Origin of the sequence: Streptomyces sp. NPDC056835, from assembly GCF_042789485.1 — a bacterium.
GTDB lineage: Bacteria > Actinomycetota > Actinomycetes > Streptomycetales > Streptomycetaceae > Streptomyces.
In genome coordinates this window covers 1-15,340 of the sequence record NZ_JBHUBB010000047.1, presented here as the reverse complement: position 1 = coordinate 15,340, position 15,340 = coordinate 1, and the positions used below count along the sequence as shown (strand labels likewise).

Annotated in this window: 13 protein-coding genes; 2 read left to right on the top strand and 11 right to left on the bottom strand. The window is 67.8% G+C overall.

Annotated features, from left to right (window positions below):
• Positions 1–103 precede the first annotated feature (103 nt).
• Positions 104–1,822, top strand: coding sequence for a (2,3-dihydroxybenzoyl)adenylate synthase (locus tag ACFRMN_RS35285; RefSeq protein ID WP_383027765.1), 1,719 nt, complete (start codon positions 104–106; stop codon positions 1,820–1,822).
• Between the two features lie 33 nt (positions 1,823–1,855).
• Here ACFRMN_RS35285 and ACFRMN_RS35280 read toward each other — a convergent pair whose 3' ends face one another.
• The 11 genes from ACFRMN_RS35280 to ACFRMN_RS35230 all read right to left on the bottom strand — a co-directional run bounded on the left by ACFRMN_RS35280 (position 1,856) and on the right by ACFRMN_RS35230 (position 13,710).
• Positions 1,856–2,917, bottom strand: coding sequence for a protein kinase family protein (locus ACFRMN_RS35280; protein WP_383027763.1), 1,062 nt, complete (start codon positions 2,915–2,917; stop codon positions 1,856–1,858).
• Positions 2,918–3,153: 236 nt separating this feature from the next.
• On the bottom strand, positions 3,154–4,665 hold the full coding sequence (locus ACFRMN_RS35275; RefSeq protein ID WP_383027761.1) for a GMC family oxidoreductase: 1,512 nt from the start codon (positions 4,663–4,665) through the stop codon (positions 3,154–3,156).
• Between the two features lie 204 nt (positions 4,666–4,869).
• Positions 4,870–5,382: an SDR family oxidoreductase gene (locus ACFRMN_RS35270; RefSeq protein ID WP_383027758.1), complete on the bottom strand. Its 513-nt coding sequence runs from the start codon at positions 5,380–5,382 to the stop codon at positions 4,870–4,872.
• Complete coding sequence (locus tag ACFRMN_RS35265) at positions 5,379–5,786, bottom strand: nuclear transport factor 2 family protein (protein WP_383027755.1); 408 nt, start codon at positions 5,784–5,786, stop codon at positions 5,379–5,381. Before ACFRMN_RS35265 ends, ACFRMN_RS35270 begins: the two co-directional genes overlap by 4 nt.
• A 351-nt stretch (positions 5,787–6,137) precedes the next feature.
• Positions 6,138–6,932: a polysaccharide lyase family 7 protein gene (locus ACFRMN_RS35260; protein ID WP_383027753.1), complete on the bottom strand. Its 795-nt coding sequence runs from the start codon at positions 6,930–6,932 to the stop codon at positions 6,138–6,140.
• A 216-nt stretch (positions 6,933–7,148) separates the two neighbouring features.
• Entirely contained in the window at positions 7,149–8,138 is a 990-nt protein-coding gene (locus tag ACFRMN_RS35255) for a D-2-hydroxyacid dehydrogenase (RefSeq protein WP_383027750.1), read from the bottom strand.
• Positions 8,135–9,124, bottom strand: a complete 990-nt coding sequence (locus ACFRMN_RS35250) for a hydroxyacid dehydrogenase (RefSeq protein ID WP_383027747.1) — start codon at positions 9,122–9,124, stop codon at positions 8,135–8,137. Before ACFRMN_RS35250 ends, ACFRMN_RS35255 begins: the two co-directional genes overlap by 4 nt.
• Entirely contained in the window at positions 9,125–10,291 is a 1,167-nt protein-coding gene (locus ACFRMN_RS35245) for a hypothetical protein (protein WP_383027745.1), read from the bottom strand.
• A gap of 5 nt (positions 10,292–10,296) precedes the next feature.
• A complete protein-coding gene (locus tag ACFRMN_RS35240) occupies positions 10,297–11,151 on the bottom strand; it encodes a carbohydrate ABC transporter permease (RefSeq protein ID WP_383027742.1) in 855 nt (284 codons plus the stop codon).
• Positions 11,151–12,194, bottom strand: a complete 1,044-nt coding sequence (locus tag ACFRMN_RS35235) for a carbohydrate ABC transporter permease (RefSeq protein ID WP_383027739.1) — start codon at positions 12,192–12,194, stop codon at positions 11,151–11,153. The genes ACFRMN_RS35240 and ACFRMN_RS35235 overlap by 1 nt, the downstream gene beginning before the upstream one ends.
• A gap of 64 nt (positions 12,195–12,258) precedes the next feature.
• Positions 12,259–13,710 carry an ABC transporter substrate-binding protein gene (locus ACFRMN_RS35230; RefSeq protein WP_383027737.1) on the bottom strand — a complete coding sequence of 484 codons (1,452 nt, stop codon included), beginning with the start codon at positions 13,708–13,710 and terminating at the stop codon, positions 12,259–12,261.
• Between the two features lie 491 nt (positions 13,711–14,201).
• On the opposite strand from ACFRMN_RS35230, the gene ACFRMN_RS35225 reads away from it, so the two are divergent.
• Positions 14,202–15,176 carry a LacI family DNA-binding transcriptional regulator gene (locus ACFRMN_RS35225; protein WP_383027734.1) on the top strand — a complete coding sequence of 325 codons (975 nt, stop codon included), beginning with the start codon at positions 14,202–14,204 and terminating at the stop codon, positions 15,174–15,176.
• Positions 15,177–15,340 lie beyond the last annotated feature (164 nt).

Here is a 15,340-nt window from a genome sequence, read left to right as displayed (position 1 = left end):
TGCCACACTCTCCGAAAGGGCTCCCCACCTCGATATGACGCCATCGTCAAAACTTCGACACGCGGGGTGGACCTTCGGGAGGAGTGTCGTTAGATTGCGAAACATGGCAAAAGCAACGGCGCACACCTTCCCCGGCGGTGAAGTCGACGAGCCGGGACTCGTTCCGTACCCGCCAGACGTCGAGGCCCGTTACCGGGCGGCCGGTCTCTGGTCCGGCCGGTCCCTGCCCGCGGAACTGATGTCCGCCGCGTCCGCCCATGCCGAACGCACGGCGTTGATCACTCCTGAGGGCAGTTGGACCTACCAGGAGCTCTTCGGTGAAGCTCAGCGGTTTGCCGCCGGCCTGCTGGAGTCGACGAGTCTGTGGCCCGGGGACTCCATGATGTTCCAGATGGGCAACGTCGCCGAGACCGTCGTGTCCTATCTGGGCTGTCTGCTGGCCGGGGTGCGGCCGGTGTGCACGCTGCCGCAGCACGGCGTCCGGGAAATCGGCGTGCTGGCCGAGCACATCGGCGCCCGGGGTCTCATCCTGCAGGCCGACTTCGGGCGCGGGCAGTTGCCCGAGAACGCGCGTGCGCTCGTCGCCAGTGGCGTCATCAAGGACGTCGTTGTCGCCCGCGGCCGGACATCCGCCTTCGTCGGGTACGAAGAACTGCTCGCGTCCGGGGCGGCTGCCACCCCCGAGGCTCTGCCGTACCACCGCCGCGACCCTCGCGGGATCGCCGTCTTCCAGCTCTCCGGAGGCACCACCGGTCTGCCCAAGATCGCGCCCCGGCTGCACGAGGAATACGCCTACAACGCCCGTGTCTGGGCCCGGACACTCGGCTGGGGCAACGGAACCGTGGTGCTGTATCCGCTCCCGATCATGCACAACGCGGGAATCGCCCTGGCCCTGCAGCCCGCGCTGCTCAGCGGCGCCACGCTGGCCCTCGCCCCCTCGGCGGACGCCGGCTCCGTACTCGACCTGATCGAGGCGACCCGCCCGCGGGTCATCCCTCTGGTACCGCCCGCCCTCGCGATCCGGCTGCTGGACCACCCACGCGGCAGGACGACCGACCTGTCCTCCATCAGTGACTTCATCGTCGGCGGACAGAAGCTGGCCGAGGATGTGGCCGAGCGTCTGCGGGACGAACTGGGCATCGCGGTACGGCAGAAGTTCGGCATGGCGGAAGGGATGTTCCTCCTCACACCCGCGCACGCCGGTGAACGGGTGCGGCACCACACCGTGGGTGAACCGCTCTCCCCCGCCGACGAGATCCGCATCCTGCGGCCCGGCCAGGACACGGAGGTCCACCCCGGCGAGATCGGCGAACTGTGCGTACGCGGCCCCTACACGATCCGCGGCTACTACCGCGCGGAGCGGCACAACGCGCAGGCGTTCACCGCGGACGGGTTCTACCGCACGGGCGACCTTGCCAGGCGACACCTCATCGACGGCCTGACCTGCTACTCGATCGACGGCCGCATCAAGGATGTGATCAACCGCGGGGTGGAGAAGATCCATGCCGACGAGGTCGAGGAACTGATCATGCGTCACCCCGCCATTTCCAACGCCGCGCTGGTGGCCATGCCGGACAAGGTCCTGGGAGAACGCGGATGCGCCTACCTCGTCCTTGAGCCCGGCGAACAGCCGCTGACCGTGCGGTCGCTGGGCGAATTCCTGCTGTCGCAGGGCCTGGCCAAGTACAAGCTGCCCGAGCGGGTCGAGGTGGTGGCCGGCCTGCCGCTGTCCAATGTGGGCAAGGTCTCGAAGAAGTCCCTGCGGGAGGACATCGAGGCCAAGCTCCTGGCGGAGGACGCCGCGGGGCTTCTGGACGAATAGCCCCGTGGTCCGTCCGATGGCCGCCCAACGTTCTCAGGCGATGGACGAGTTGTACGGATCGCCGATCCGGCGGATCTCCTCCAGCGGATAGGGGGTCCGCCTGCTCTCCAGTTGGAGCTTGCGGTAGAAGTCCGTCATCACCGCGGCGAGCGGGGCGTGGCGGGTGAGGACCGCCGCGACCTCCGGCGGGATTCCCGTCGGGCGCTCCCCTTGGGCGCACGCGCGCACGAACGCGTCGCGCTCGTCCCGCTCGTACCCGTACAGAGCCTTGACGAGCCAGATCACCAGATGTGTGACGCTGTAGCAACGGTCATAGGTCTGGTGTCCGGCGAAGAAGTCGGCCTCCTCCTTCGACAGGTCGAACCGAGAGGAGATCGCGAGGCCGTAGTCCGCGAAGAACAGACGCTCACCGTCGGTCAGGATGTTCTGGAAGTGGGCGTCGAAGTGCAGCAGGCCGCGGGCGTTCATGAACGAGATCCCGGCTTCCAGTTGCCTCGCCACCATGGCGCAGGCCCGCTCGGCCGGCTCGTCGCCGGCTGTGACCTGAACGCCCAGCCAGTCGTGCAGATTCTGGGGAATGTACTCCAGGAACAGCGCGACGCTCGCGGAGGAATCCCGCAGACCCTCGATCCGGCGGCGCACCTCCGGCCCGCCTCCCCAATAGGCGACAGTCCTGTCCACGTCGGCCAGTTCCTCGGGGAGCGACTGCCCGGGGTCCGGCAGTATCCGCCAGTGGTACATCAGAGGGAAGCCCTCGTAGTCCTTCGCGAGCACCCAGTTCGTCGTCATGGTGTGTACGGCCAGCTCCCGCCAGACCCCGAAGCCGGGCCCGCCGATGCCGTACTGGCAGAAGGTGGGCAGCCCGAAGAGGTTCGCTGTGGACCGGGCGTTCTCCGGCTGCCTCTCCAGATCGGTCAGCGGCACCCGCTTGACGAAGACCGGGGTCCCGTCGACCTCCAGCAGCGCCGACTTCCCGCCGATACCGGAACCCATCGGTACGGCCGCGTCCACGAGCTCGCGCAGTTCGCGATCACCGCACAGGGCCAGCGATGTGGAGACGGCACCGTGGGCGGCCAGACGCGCACCGCGCGACATGTCAAGGCTCCCGACGACTGCCTTCATCCGGGCACCGACCTCTCTCCGACATACCTGGGCGCTTCCGAGAGCATGTACGTGCGTCGCTCAGCTCTGCGGTTCGGCCCCCGGAACGGGCGAAGGGCGTCCAGATCGGTTGGTGAGAACAGATCTGAACACCCTTTTGACCGCACTGTACGTGAAGGCGGACGGGTTCGGACAGGTGTCGACCGCCCACCCGAACCGGGTCCGGCGAGTCACTTGCCGTATGCCTGCTGGAAGACGTATTCGGCGGCCATGATCGCCGTCAGGTTGGTGGCGGTCGACGGGACTTCGGGGAAGATCGAGGCGTCCACCACACGCAGACCACCGACCCCGCGCACCGCGCCCACACTGTCCACCACGGCCCATTCGTCATCGACGCCGCCCATGGGCACAGTCGAGGTGGGGTGCTCGTAGGAGCCCAGGTTGTCGAGGATGACGCTTTCGAGCGTCGCGTCGTCCTGGACGGCGTCCTCGGGCAGTAGCTCGGCCTGGGCTACCTTCGCGAACACCTCGTTGGCCCCGATGCGCCGGCTGAGCTTGACCGCCTCCACCATGCGCCGCACATCACGAGGCTCGGCGAGGAAGTTGTAGTCGATGAGCGGTGCGTCCTTGGGGTCGCGGCTCCGGAGCCGGAAGGTTCCGATCGAGTCCGGCCGCACGATCGACACCGCGAGCACGATGGCGCCGCCGGTGGGACTGAACGCCGGATCGATCAGGTGAGTCGCCGAGATATGAAGGTCGAGCTCGTCCTCGCCGGCCTCGCTGGTTCCCGTCCAGACCAGCGCGCCTCCCGGGGGCGTCATGCCGAGGCTGCCCGGGCGCAGGGAGTACACGTTGAAGTAGAAGGGCTGGTTCCGCAGACGCAGACCCACCGGCAGGTCGGCCACGACGGGGATGTCCAGGGACCGCAGATGGTCGGCGGGGCCGATGCCCGAGCGCATCAGGATCGCGGGGCTGCCGAAGGCGCCGGCGCAGAGAATCACCTCGCCCGCGGCGAAGACCGTACCGTCGGTCGTCACGACACCCCGGGCGGCACCGTTGTCGATGAGCACCCGGTCGATCTCCGCGCCCCCGCGGATGGTCAGGTTCGGGCGCTGCCGAACCTCGTCGGTCAGATAGGCCATGCCCGTGTTCTGTCGGACCCCGGCCACTACGTTGAGCTGGTAGGCCGTGACTCCGTCCTGGTCAACCCCGTTGACGTCCTTCAGACGCTTGAACCCCTCGTCGGCGGCGGCGTCGATGAACGCCCGCAGCGACGGGGTCAGCTCCTCATATCCCAGCTGGTGGACGGGCAGCGGCCCCGAGCGACCGCGGAGGCCGTCCTCACCTGCCGAGGTGGTCTCCAGCCGCTTGTACGCCTCCAGCATCTCGGGGTCGGTCCAGCCCGAGAGGCCGTGGGCACGCCACGCCGCGAAGTCGGCGGAACGCGCGCGCAGCGCGACACCCGCGTTGACGCCGGAGCTGCCGCCGAGCACCTTGCCCCGCGGAGCCGGGATCTCGTTGTCGCCCTGCCCCGTGGCGGCGGAGTAACCCCAGTCGTGGTCCGCGTCGCCGCCCACCCGGCCGCTGTTCCGAATCACATCGGGGTACTCGTCGGGGGCGTACGCCCGACCCGCCTCCAGCAGGAGCACCTTCCGGGAGGCGTCCTCGGTCAGGCGATTGGCGAGGACCGCTCCCGCGGACCCGCCGCCGGCGACGATCACGTCGTAGTTCTGCTCGGTCACCGCAAACACACTCCTTTGGCCGGGCCGCGCCGGAAGCACACGGCTCATGTTCCACCGTCACGCCTCACCGTATGTCATAGATGTCAAATTTTCCACTTCGGCGTCGAATTCGAGTGAGTGAGAGGTGGCCGCCACCAGGACGGCAGCGGGAGAGGGGCCAGGATCTGGCACCCTCTCCCGCTGTCGTCCCGCCGTCGTCGCGTATCAGCCCGCCGCGATCGCTCCGCCGCCGGCCAGCTCGCCTCCGTCGACGATGAACTCGGAGCCCGTGGCGAAGCTCGATTCGTCACTGGCCAGGTAGACGACGAGTCCCGAGATCTCCGCCGGGTCGGCGACCCTCTTCATGGGGTTCAGCTGAGCCACGTCGAGCCCATCGGTCATCGCCGTGGCGACAGCGCCGGGGTGCACCGAGTTGACCCGGATGCGGAACTCGGCGAGCTCCAGGGCAAGGGACTTGGTCAGACCGCGCAGCGCGAACTTCGACGCGTTGTATCCGTGGAGCCCCGCGAAACCCCGGAATCCCGCTACCGATGACACATTGATGATGGAGGCGGGGGCGGAACTGATCAGGCTCGCACGGGCCGCCTTGGCGCCGAGGAATTGACCCGTCACATTGATCGACGTGATCTTCTCCCAGCTTTCGAGGCTGTAGTCCTCCAGACTCCCGAAGTTCATGACACCGGCGTTGTTCACCAGCGTGCTGAGGGATCCGATCACGTCGTCGCGTTGTCCGGTTCGATGGGCGCGGTGGTCGCCTGATGACCGATCAGCCGCCAAGCCCCCTCCTCCTGCCGCCAGACCACGAGGTAGCCGGCCACGATCGGCCGTGGTATGCCATCGACCAGGACCAGCAGTTTGAGCACCCCGCCGGCCTGGAACGCGTGCTCCCCCAGCTCTTGGGCCGACTCCACCCGGGCGTCGACAGACCGGAAGACGAACGTGCCGTCGCGGAACTTCTCGATGAAGGACTTCTTGCTGTCCAGCAGCCCGGTCGAGTGGGCGTAATAGAGCTCCTCGGAGAGGAGACCGGCCAACGCGTCCGCGTCGCCGGAGACCAACAGTGCGGATCGCCTCGCTTCCAGGTCCGAGGCCAAGCGGAGCAGGTCTGCGTTGCCTGACATGAGCCATTCCTTCCAAGCCGACCTGTCGCATGCGTACGCTCGCGCTCGCCTCGCCCCGAGGGGGCGGCGGAGTGGGCGGACGAGGGCATCGACGAGATCAACCGTCGCACACTTCCTCGTCAGCGTCAAATTATCGACGTGAATGACGCTCTTCCGGCGGACGGTCACGCCGGGGCCGGGGCGGCTCGCCGTTGGACGTCGATCGACACCGGCCGTCCCGTTGATTCCGCGGCGGTCGCCGGGAGGATCACGGAGGCCTCGACGCCTGGTAGCGGGCCGCCCGGCCGGGCCGGCTCACTCGTGCCGGCTCAGATGTGGCAGGTCGGTCGTGTGTGGATCAGCGATGGCGGCTCAGCTGTGCTTGACGCTGACGTTGTACACGGTCACCTCGCCGTAGTTGCTCGTGTCGCAGGGCGAGGAATTGCCGCAGTTCGCCTGGGTGTAGACGCCGGCCTTGAAGTATCCGGTGGTGAACTTCACCGGGATGGTGGTCTGAAGGACCCCGTTGTAGTACGCCTTGATGTTGCCGCCTCCGACGACGAACTTCGCCTCGAAGACCGTTCCGAGCCGGTAGTTGTCGGTGACGAGCTTGTAGTGGGTGTCGTTGTCCTTGGTGACGTACAGGTTGGTGCCTTCCAGCCGGAAGACCGACCGGTCGTTGCCGTCGTGGATCTGGCCGGCCACCACATGGCTCTTGGTGTTGGGCAGCCGGTTGATCGCCTGGTCGACGATGAGAGTGTGAGTGCCCGAGGTGGACGACCAACTGGCGTTGGTCTTACCGCTGTTGGTCATCTCCCGCAGCTCCGAACGCGGGTAGGACGTGTTCGTGGTGGTGGCTCCGTTCACGGCGGCACGGAACCGCACCCCGTCACACGCCGACGTCGGCGTGAACCAGGGGGCGTTGTTGTACGACGCGAGGTCGGGCTGCTTGATCTCCAGCGGCTGGGTACCCGAGGCGTCGGGGTCGTCGACCGGCAGCTGGATCTTCCAGTCGCTGGTCATCCCGAGGACCGTGGAGGGTGAGGGGCAGGCGCTCGGTGCCGCGACGGCCGTGGGGCCGGTGAGCAGCGTGGTGCCGAGCCCCAAGGAGGTGAGGGCGTATACCGCCCGGCGGCGGTAGGTGTGGGTGGATGTGATCTTGTGCATGTGCGACTCCTGTTCGAGAAAGGATCGATGGCCGGGCTGGGGGTGGGGGTGTCACCTCCTTTCGCTGTTCATGTCAACATCGATGCCAGGGGCCGGTCCGGTCGGCACTGGCGTCGGGGAATCAGGGGGCAGCGGCGCGGGCTCGGTCGTACGGAGCTCAGTCGTACGAAGCACAGTCGTACGCAGCACGGCCGCACGCCGCTCCCGCGTCCGCGCTCAGTGCCACTCGGCCTTGTCCACCACGTTGATCAGCGGCTCACCGGCCATGAATCTCCGGGCGTTCTCCAGCAGCACGGCGAACCGCCGCTCGTCCGCGTGCGGTCCCGCGCCCGCGACATGCGGCGTGATCAGGACGTCGGAGCGGCGCCACAACGGGTGGTCCGCCGGCAGCGGCTCGGTCTCGAACACATCGAGCGCGGCCCCGCGCAGCTGACCCGCGTCGAGCGCCCGTACGAGCGCGTCGAGCCGTACGGTGGGCCCGCGCCCGATGTTGACCAGGCAGGCGGTGGGTTTCATACGGGCGAGCCGTGCGGCGTTGACCAGCCCCTCGGTGTGCGGGGTGTGCGGCACGGTCAGCACGACGAAGTCCGCCAGGGGGAGGCGGGCGTCGAGCCGGTCCACCGGGTGGATCCGGGTGAAGCCCGTAACCTCCCCCGTGCGCCGGGGGTCGATGCCCTCGACCTCGGTGCCGAAGGCGGCGAGCAGCCGCCCCACCTCCGCGCCCACGGCCCCCACTCCGACGACCAGGGCGCGGCTCTCCGCCAGGGGCACCACAGAACCGGGGTTCCAGTCGGGTTCCCACCGCACGACCTGCTGATCGCGCATATAGCGGGGCAGTCCACGCGCCAGGGCCAGAACGAGTGCCAGGGTGTGCGCGGCCACGTGGTCGGTGTAGGTGTCGCGCATATTGGTGACGCGGACGGGATGTTCGATCAGCGCCGGGTAGTAGAAGCCGGGCGGGGGCCCTGCCTGCGGGACCTGGAGCCAGCGCAGCCGTACGGCGTGCGGCAGCAGATCCTCGGGGAGGGCGCCGTACGCGGCGTCCGCCTCCCGCAGCGCCTGCGCGGCCTCCTCCGGCCGCCGGGGCCGGAGGAGGCGGAGGCCGGGCAGCTCCCGCTCCAGCCGTTCGGCCCACTCCTCGGTCACCGACGCGCGCGGCGGCAGCATCACCAGGGTGTACGGTCCTCTGCTCGTGGCGTCGCTCATGCCGCGAACTCCATCCGGTCGGCGGTCACTTCGTGCCGCAGCTGCTGTCCTCGTGTGTAGCGGGCCAGTTCCTCCGCCATGGCCCGGCCGAGCCGTCTGCGTTCCGGCCCCAGATTTCCGGCGAGGTGCGGGGTGAGGACGATGTTCTCCAGGGAGAAGAAGGGTGATCCGGCGGGCGGCGGCTCCGGGTCGGTCACATCGAGGGCGAAGAACAGATCGGGCCGGCGGGCCGCCACCGCGATCAGTTCCGCCTCGTTGATCAGCCCGCCGCGCGCCGTGTTGACCAGGGTGGCGTCGGGCTTCATGGACTCCAGGAGCGGGCCGTCGACCATGCCATGTGTCTCGGGAAGCAGCGGGGTGTGCAGGCTGACGACATCGCTCGTCGCGAACAGTTCGTCGAGCCCGGTCAGCCGGACACCGAGGGCCGCCGCCTCGGCCGGGTCGGCGTACGGGTCGTAGGCGTGGACGCGTACCGGATGCCGGGCGAGCAGTCGGGCCGTGGCGCGGCCGGCGGCCCCGAGCGAGACCAGTCCGACGACGGAACCTTCGGTTCCCGGTTCGCCGCGCCTGGGGACGGGTGCGCGGGTGGCACGGGCCCGCAGCACGTACCGCCAGCCGTGCTTCAGCCCGAACAGGATCTGGGCGAGGGTGAATTCGGCGACGCAGTCGGCGATGACCGACCCGGCGGCGGTGACGCGGAGACCGCGCTCCCAGGAGTCGGCGGTGACGACGTCGCGCACCGAGCCCGCTCCGTACAGCACCAGTTCGAGCCGGGGCGCCGACGCGAGCAGGTCGGCGTCGAGCCGGGGCGCGCCCCAGCCGGTGATCAGTACCTGGGCGGCGGCGAGTTGGTCCGGCAGGAGGTGGCCCGCCGGCCGGTTGGGGCCGGGGACGGTCACGTACCGCTCGATGGCGGCGCGCTCGTCGGGGCCGTACACCTCTTCGAAGCGGGCCGGGTCCATGGCGTAGATGCCGTTGAGTGTCATTCATCCTCCTCGTACGGCGGAGCGCAGGGCGTCGAGCCTGGCGGAAGACGCCAATCCCGCGTGGTAGAAGCGGAAGTGGCGCGCGCCGGCGGCGCGCAGTCCGGCGATCCGGGACGCGAGTTCGCCCGGCGGGTCCTCTATGACGGAGACGTTGGCGACGATCGGCACGGCGGTGTTCAGCGCCGCGCTCTTCACCCGTGTCAGCGCGGCGTCCGGCTCGTCCCAGCACTTGAGGACGTAGGTATCGGCCGGCCCGTCGTACCGGGCGAGGTCCAGCGCGCTGTCGGGCCCGGTCGCCTGCGGGTTGTCCTCCGCCATCAGCAGCAGCTCGCGCCCGGCCGCGACGGTGGCGATACGACGGGCCAGCCCGGTGATCACGGACCGTCGATGGTCGAAGAGCCGCTGGGCGCGGTCTTCGCCAAGGGTCTCGCCCAGGGTGGGGGCGACCGTACGCCCCTCCCGCAGTTCCCCGTCGACAGCGGTACGGATGTCCCGTGCCAGGTCATCGGGGTCCACTCCGCCGCCCGCGAGCGCGGCGCCGCACGACGGGCACAGGCAGACGGACAGCAGCGCGCGGCAGCCGGAGGAGAGGTCGGCGCCATGGGTCTTCTCGTGGTGGCTGCCGTGCTCGAAGCCGAGCCAGCCGCAGGCCTCCAGCATCAGCGCCGGCACGTCGTAGCGCGAGCAGATCTCCCGGGCGAGGTTGACGGCGTACGCCGCGACGTCCGGGTGCGCCGGGCAGAGCGCGTACGTGTACTGCTCGCCGTAGGCGTTGCGCACGGTCAGTTCAGGGGCTCGGGCGCCGAGGGCCGAGGAGTGGGTGAGTACGAGCCATGCCTCCGTACGCAGCCCCGCCTCCCCCAGCGCGGTGGCCGCCGCGCCGAACCGGTCGGACACCTCGACGCCCCAGGTCGGGGCGAGTGGCCTCAGCCGCTGGCCTCGCCAGATGTCCGTCGACAGCGGGAAGTACGCGGCGGCGTGCGCGGCGTGCACGACGCGGTGGTGCGGGTGGCGGGGGGTGATCGCCCGTACGGCGTGGTAGCTCGCCTGGAGCGTCACCGAGCCGACCCCCAGGGAGGCCAGCCGTTCGGCGGCGGCCGGGTCGCCCACGATGTCCCAGGTGTAGGCGAAGACGCCGTCCGAGCCGGTGGGATTCGATCGGGTCACTCGGGTCACTCCTTGGTCGCGCCGGCCAGGCCACGCACGAAGTAGCTCTGGAAGAAGAGGAAGACGAGAAGCATCGGGATGACGGAAATGGTCATTCCGGCCGCGAATCCGGTCCAGTCGACGGCGTGTTCGCCCTTGAACGAGAGCATTCCGACCGCGAGGTTCTGGAGCTCCGGCTGGCCCAGGGTGAAGACCAGAGGGATATTGAACTCATTCCAGTTGGTGACGAACTGGAAGATCACCACGACCGCGATCACCGGTTTCGCGAGCGGCAGGACGAGCCAGAAGGTGCGCAGGAATCCGGCGCCGTCCAACTTGGCCGCGTCGAACAGATCATGGGGGACGCTGGAGAAGAACCCGATGAACAGCAGTACGTACAGCGCTCCCGCCGCGCCGGACATCGCCAGGATCACGCCTGCCCTGGTGTTGAGAAGACCCAGCTGCTCCACGAGTACGAACTGCGGGATGATGATGGAAGCGACAGGGATGAACAGCGTCGCGACGATCGTGCGGTGCAGTAGCTTGCGGCCGGGGAATTCGTACCGCGCGAGAATGTAGCCGCACAGCGCCGACTTCACCAGTTCCACGAATGTGGAGACCACCGTGTACAGGACGGTGTTGAAGAAGTAGCGGGAGAATCCGGCGTTCACCCAGGCCCGCCGGAAATTATCGAAATTCAGCTGGTCGGGTATCAGACTCGCCCCGCCGGTGAACAGGCCCGCCTGCGTCTTGAAGGCTCCGGAGATCGTCCACAGGAACGGGTAGACCCAGAGGAGCGAGACGATCAGGAGCAGCGGCAGGGCGATGAGGTTGGCGCGCGTTCCCCTGCTCAGGGGGAGACGCTTTCCCTTGTCTTCCATCAGACTCCGTACTCCTTCCGGAGCTTCTGTGCGCGGCTTACGAAGAAGCCCTGGCCCATCACGATGAGGAAGGCGATGACGGAGAAGAGAAGAGCGGCCGCTGAAGCGTAGCCGTAGGAGAAGGGCACGCTGGCGAACGCCCGGTCGTAGATGAAGTACGAGATGACGTAGGTACTGGTGCCGGGACCGCCACCGGTGAGGGTGACGACGAGCCCGAATACGTGCATGGCGTTGACCAGTCCGAGCAGCAGGATGACGACGGCCACCGGCTTGATGATGGGCAGAGTGATGCGGGTGAGTTTCTGCCATTCCGTGGCGCCGTCGAGTTCGGCCGCCTCGTACAGTTCCTCGGGCACGTTCTGGATGGCGGCCATCCAGTAGATGACGTACTGACCGAAGACCTGCCACACCGAGATGAGCACCAGAGCGAGCAACGCGCTCCAGCGGGAGGCGAAGACGTCCACCGACTCGTCGATGAGGCCGATGTCCCGGAGCAGAGCGTTGAGGGCACCGTTGGACGGGTTGAGCAGATAGGTGAAGACGAGTCCGGCCATGGCTACCGGGATGATGAGCGGAGCGAAGAACGTCGTACGGAAGAACTTCTTTCCCCGCAGCCATTTCCGGGTGAAGAGCACGGCCGCTATCAGCGAGAGCGGAAGTTTGATCACCGTGGTGAGGACCGCGAAGATCAGGGTGTTGGCGACCGCCAGCCAGAACAGTTCGTCGGTGAGAATGGAGCGGTAGTTGCCCGGTCCGACAAAGTTCTCCACCGGTCCGCTGCCCGACCAGTCGAAGAACGAGTAGTAGACCGTGGCCGCCAGCGGCCAGAGAGTGAAGCCGAGGTAGAGCAGGAGGAAGGGCGCGAGGAAGAGCGCGACCCATACCCGGTTCCACCCTTTGGCCCGCTCGCGGGGACGCTCACCATCGGCCGGCCGATCCCGTCGTGTGTCGTTGCGCGGTGTTACGTCGTGCGGTGTGTCGTCGTGCGGCGTGGGTGCCGATGCCGCCCCTGGCGGTGGTGCGGCGGTCTGTGCGGAGACCATAGAGAGTTCCCTGGTTCTGTTCTGGAGCGATCAAAGGATCACCGGTCGGAGGAGAGTTACCGGGCTACTTCTGGTACTTCTCCCGCGGGTAGTCCTCGGTGTACTTCCAGTCCGGGAAGGTGTAGCAGTCGATCGACACCTTGAGGCCCGACGCCGCTTCCTTCTTGAGCTCCGATTCGAGGATCCGCTGGCGTTCGGCGACGAGTTTCTTCGCCTCGGGGGCAAGCGGCTTTCCTGACGTAAGGGCCTCGACCATCGCTTCGTACTCCCAGTTGGGCCGCTCGGAGATGGCCTTGACATAGGCATTCGACCTGACGAGATCGGGACATTTCCTTACGGCCACCGGCACCTCGACGCGGTAGCCCGGCTGGTCCGCGACCTTCATGATCTTCTGGATGGCGGGGTCCTTGATAAGCGCGGCGTTGTCCGTGAAGGCGAGGGTCCCGAAGCCCGCCTTGAGGTATTCCTTCGCGAAGTACCCGTCGGGATCGGTCATCCACTGGAGGAACTTCCAGGCCTCCGCGGACTTCTTGCTCTGCGCACTCACCCAGTACTTGTTGCCGTCGTGCTGGCGGGCCAGGGCGCCGGTCGCGCCGCCGTCCGGAACGGGACGCGGCGCCACGGTGTACTGGTCGGCCAGGAAACCCTGGCTGTTCCAGGCGCTGGGCGTCCAGGTTCCGTCCAGATAGATGCCCGCCTGTCCCACGGCGAACTGCTGGCGGCTGAAGTTCTTGTCGTTGAGCCCCGGCGCGATGTACTTCTTCTTCTGAAGGTCCTGGATGAACGAGAACGTCTTCAGCGACTGCGGATCGTCCAGGCTGAACTTGCCCTTCTGGAAGTCGAAGAAGAGGTCCGTCGAGACCCCCGACGCGAGTGCGAACCAGATGCGCTGGAGGTCAAGGCCCTTGCTGGGCGAGGCTATACAGGACGCGTCCGTCTCGCTGGTGATCCGCGCGCAGGCGTCAGTCAGTTCCGACCAGGTACGCGGAGGCTTGGCAGCGTCGAGCCCGGCGTCCTCGAACACCTTCTTGTTGAGGAACATGTAGCCCGGACCCCAGTACAGGTTCTCGGAGAACGGGAAGCCGTATGTCTTCCCGTCACGGGTGTTGATCCCCTCCACGAAGGAGCCCTCGGGCCAGCGGTCGGTGAAGGACTTCGGCACCTTGCCGTTGCCGTTCAGCGGCTGGATCCACTTCTGGTCGAGCAGCTGGGCCATGTCCGTCGGACCGGCCGGCCGCCAGTAGAAAATGTCCGGGCCCTGCTTGCTCTGGAAGGCGAGCGGCAGGGTCTTCACATATTCGTCCTGGGAGATCGACCGCCATTCGATCGTTTTGCCCGGATTCTCCCTGGCGTACTGGGCGGCGACCTTCTTGTGGAAGTCGGTCTGCTCCGCCGAGAAGTCCCAGATGGTGAGCGTGGATGACGCGGAACTGTCTCCGCTCGTGCCACAGCCGGCCAGGGCCGTCCCCAGCAGCGCCAGAGCCGCCGCCGCCCCTACCCATTTTCTCCTGAGCATCAATGACCTCCCGCAGTCGTCCACGCCGAACCGAAGGGCCCGAGGTGCGGATGAGGCTAGGGACGCCCCTCTCCGTGTGCAAGCGTTTTCACAAGATCAACTTTATCGGGGGGATCACCCCTTGCCGTCACATCCATCTGACCTGCGACAATGCAGGGAGGTCGCAGGAATCCGCATCGTGCTGTTAGATTCGAGAGAACGTTTTCAGGAAGGGATCACCCGCCGGTCGACAGGCGGGACCGGTCAGATGCGGCGGGGTGCGGAGTGGGGTGTGGGCCGACGGACCACCTCGGCATGATTGGGTACCGACCATGCCGTCCGGTCGGCATAGTCAACTGGTGGGGCGGCCTGGCCCGTTGCGGTCGCTCGCACGCGTGGCGGCACGCGGTCCCACTCACCCGAATCGGAATCGGAGGCGGTCCTTGAGCAGTTCGCGGGAACGGGTCGGCAGGACAAGCGGGCCCGAACGGCCCCGGGTGACCATCCGAGACGTGGGCGCGGCCGCCGGCGTCTCGACCTCCACGGTCTCTCGCGTGCTCAATGGCACCGCCAAGGTTGATCCATCGCTGGCCCGGCGCGTCCAGGACGCCGTGGCCGACCTCGGGTACCGCCCGAACGCCGCCGCGCAAGGGCTCGCGAGGGGCGAGGCGGGCGCGATAGGCGTACTCGTCCCCGATCTGGCGAATCCCTACTTCCCGAATATCCTGAAAGCGGTTTCTCGCACGGCTCGGACCTATGGGCGTCGCGTCATGATCATGGAATCGGACGAAGACGCCGCGAGCGAGTACGAACTCGCGCTCGACCTGATGAGGTCGTGCGACGGAGTCCTGCTCTGCTCGACCCGTATGGACCGCGCGTCCCTGGCCGAACTCGCCCTCCACTCCCGGCCCATGGTCCTGGTGAACAGGATGGCCCCCGGCCTGAGCACCCCCTCCGTCTCGGTGGACTTCTACGGCGGTATGGCCCTGGTCTGCGGACATCTGGCCCAGCTCGGCCATCGCCGGGTGCTCTACCTCAGCGGCCCCGAGAACTCATGGGCCAACGCCGAGCGCGTCCGGGCCTTCGACGCCGCGGCGGCCTTCGGCCTTCAGGTGACGGTCGTCCCGTGCGGTACGACGAGCCGCCACGGGTACCAGACCGTCAGCGCCTTGTCCGACCCCGCCGCCACCGCGATCGTCGCGTACAACGACCTGGTCGCTCTGGGTGCGATGGCCGCGCTGGAGGAACGCGGCGTCACCGTCCCCACCGGCATGTCCGTCATCGGCTGCGATGACCTCGCCCTCGACCGGCAGCCGTCCCCGGGCCGCCTCACGACGGTTTCCGGGGCCAGGGACGAACTCGGCAGGATTGCCGTGGACACGCTGGAAATCCTCATGACGTCGAAATTCGACGGCGAACCCAGCCTCATCCCGATGAACCTGATCCTGGGCGACACGAGCGCTCCGCCGCTGTCCTACAGCGGCTGATTCAGCGAGATGAATCGTGCCGATGGCCGTATCCGAAGCCGTCCCCCGGCTTTCCGCGCCGCACCCGCCCCGCGCCGCCCCGCTCCGGCCGGAGCGGGGCGGCGCGGGGCCCGGGGCCAGGGGGGTGCCGCCCACCCAGGCGGGTCAAGCGGCCGCGGGACCCG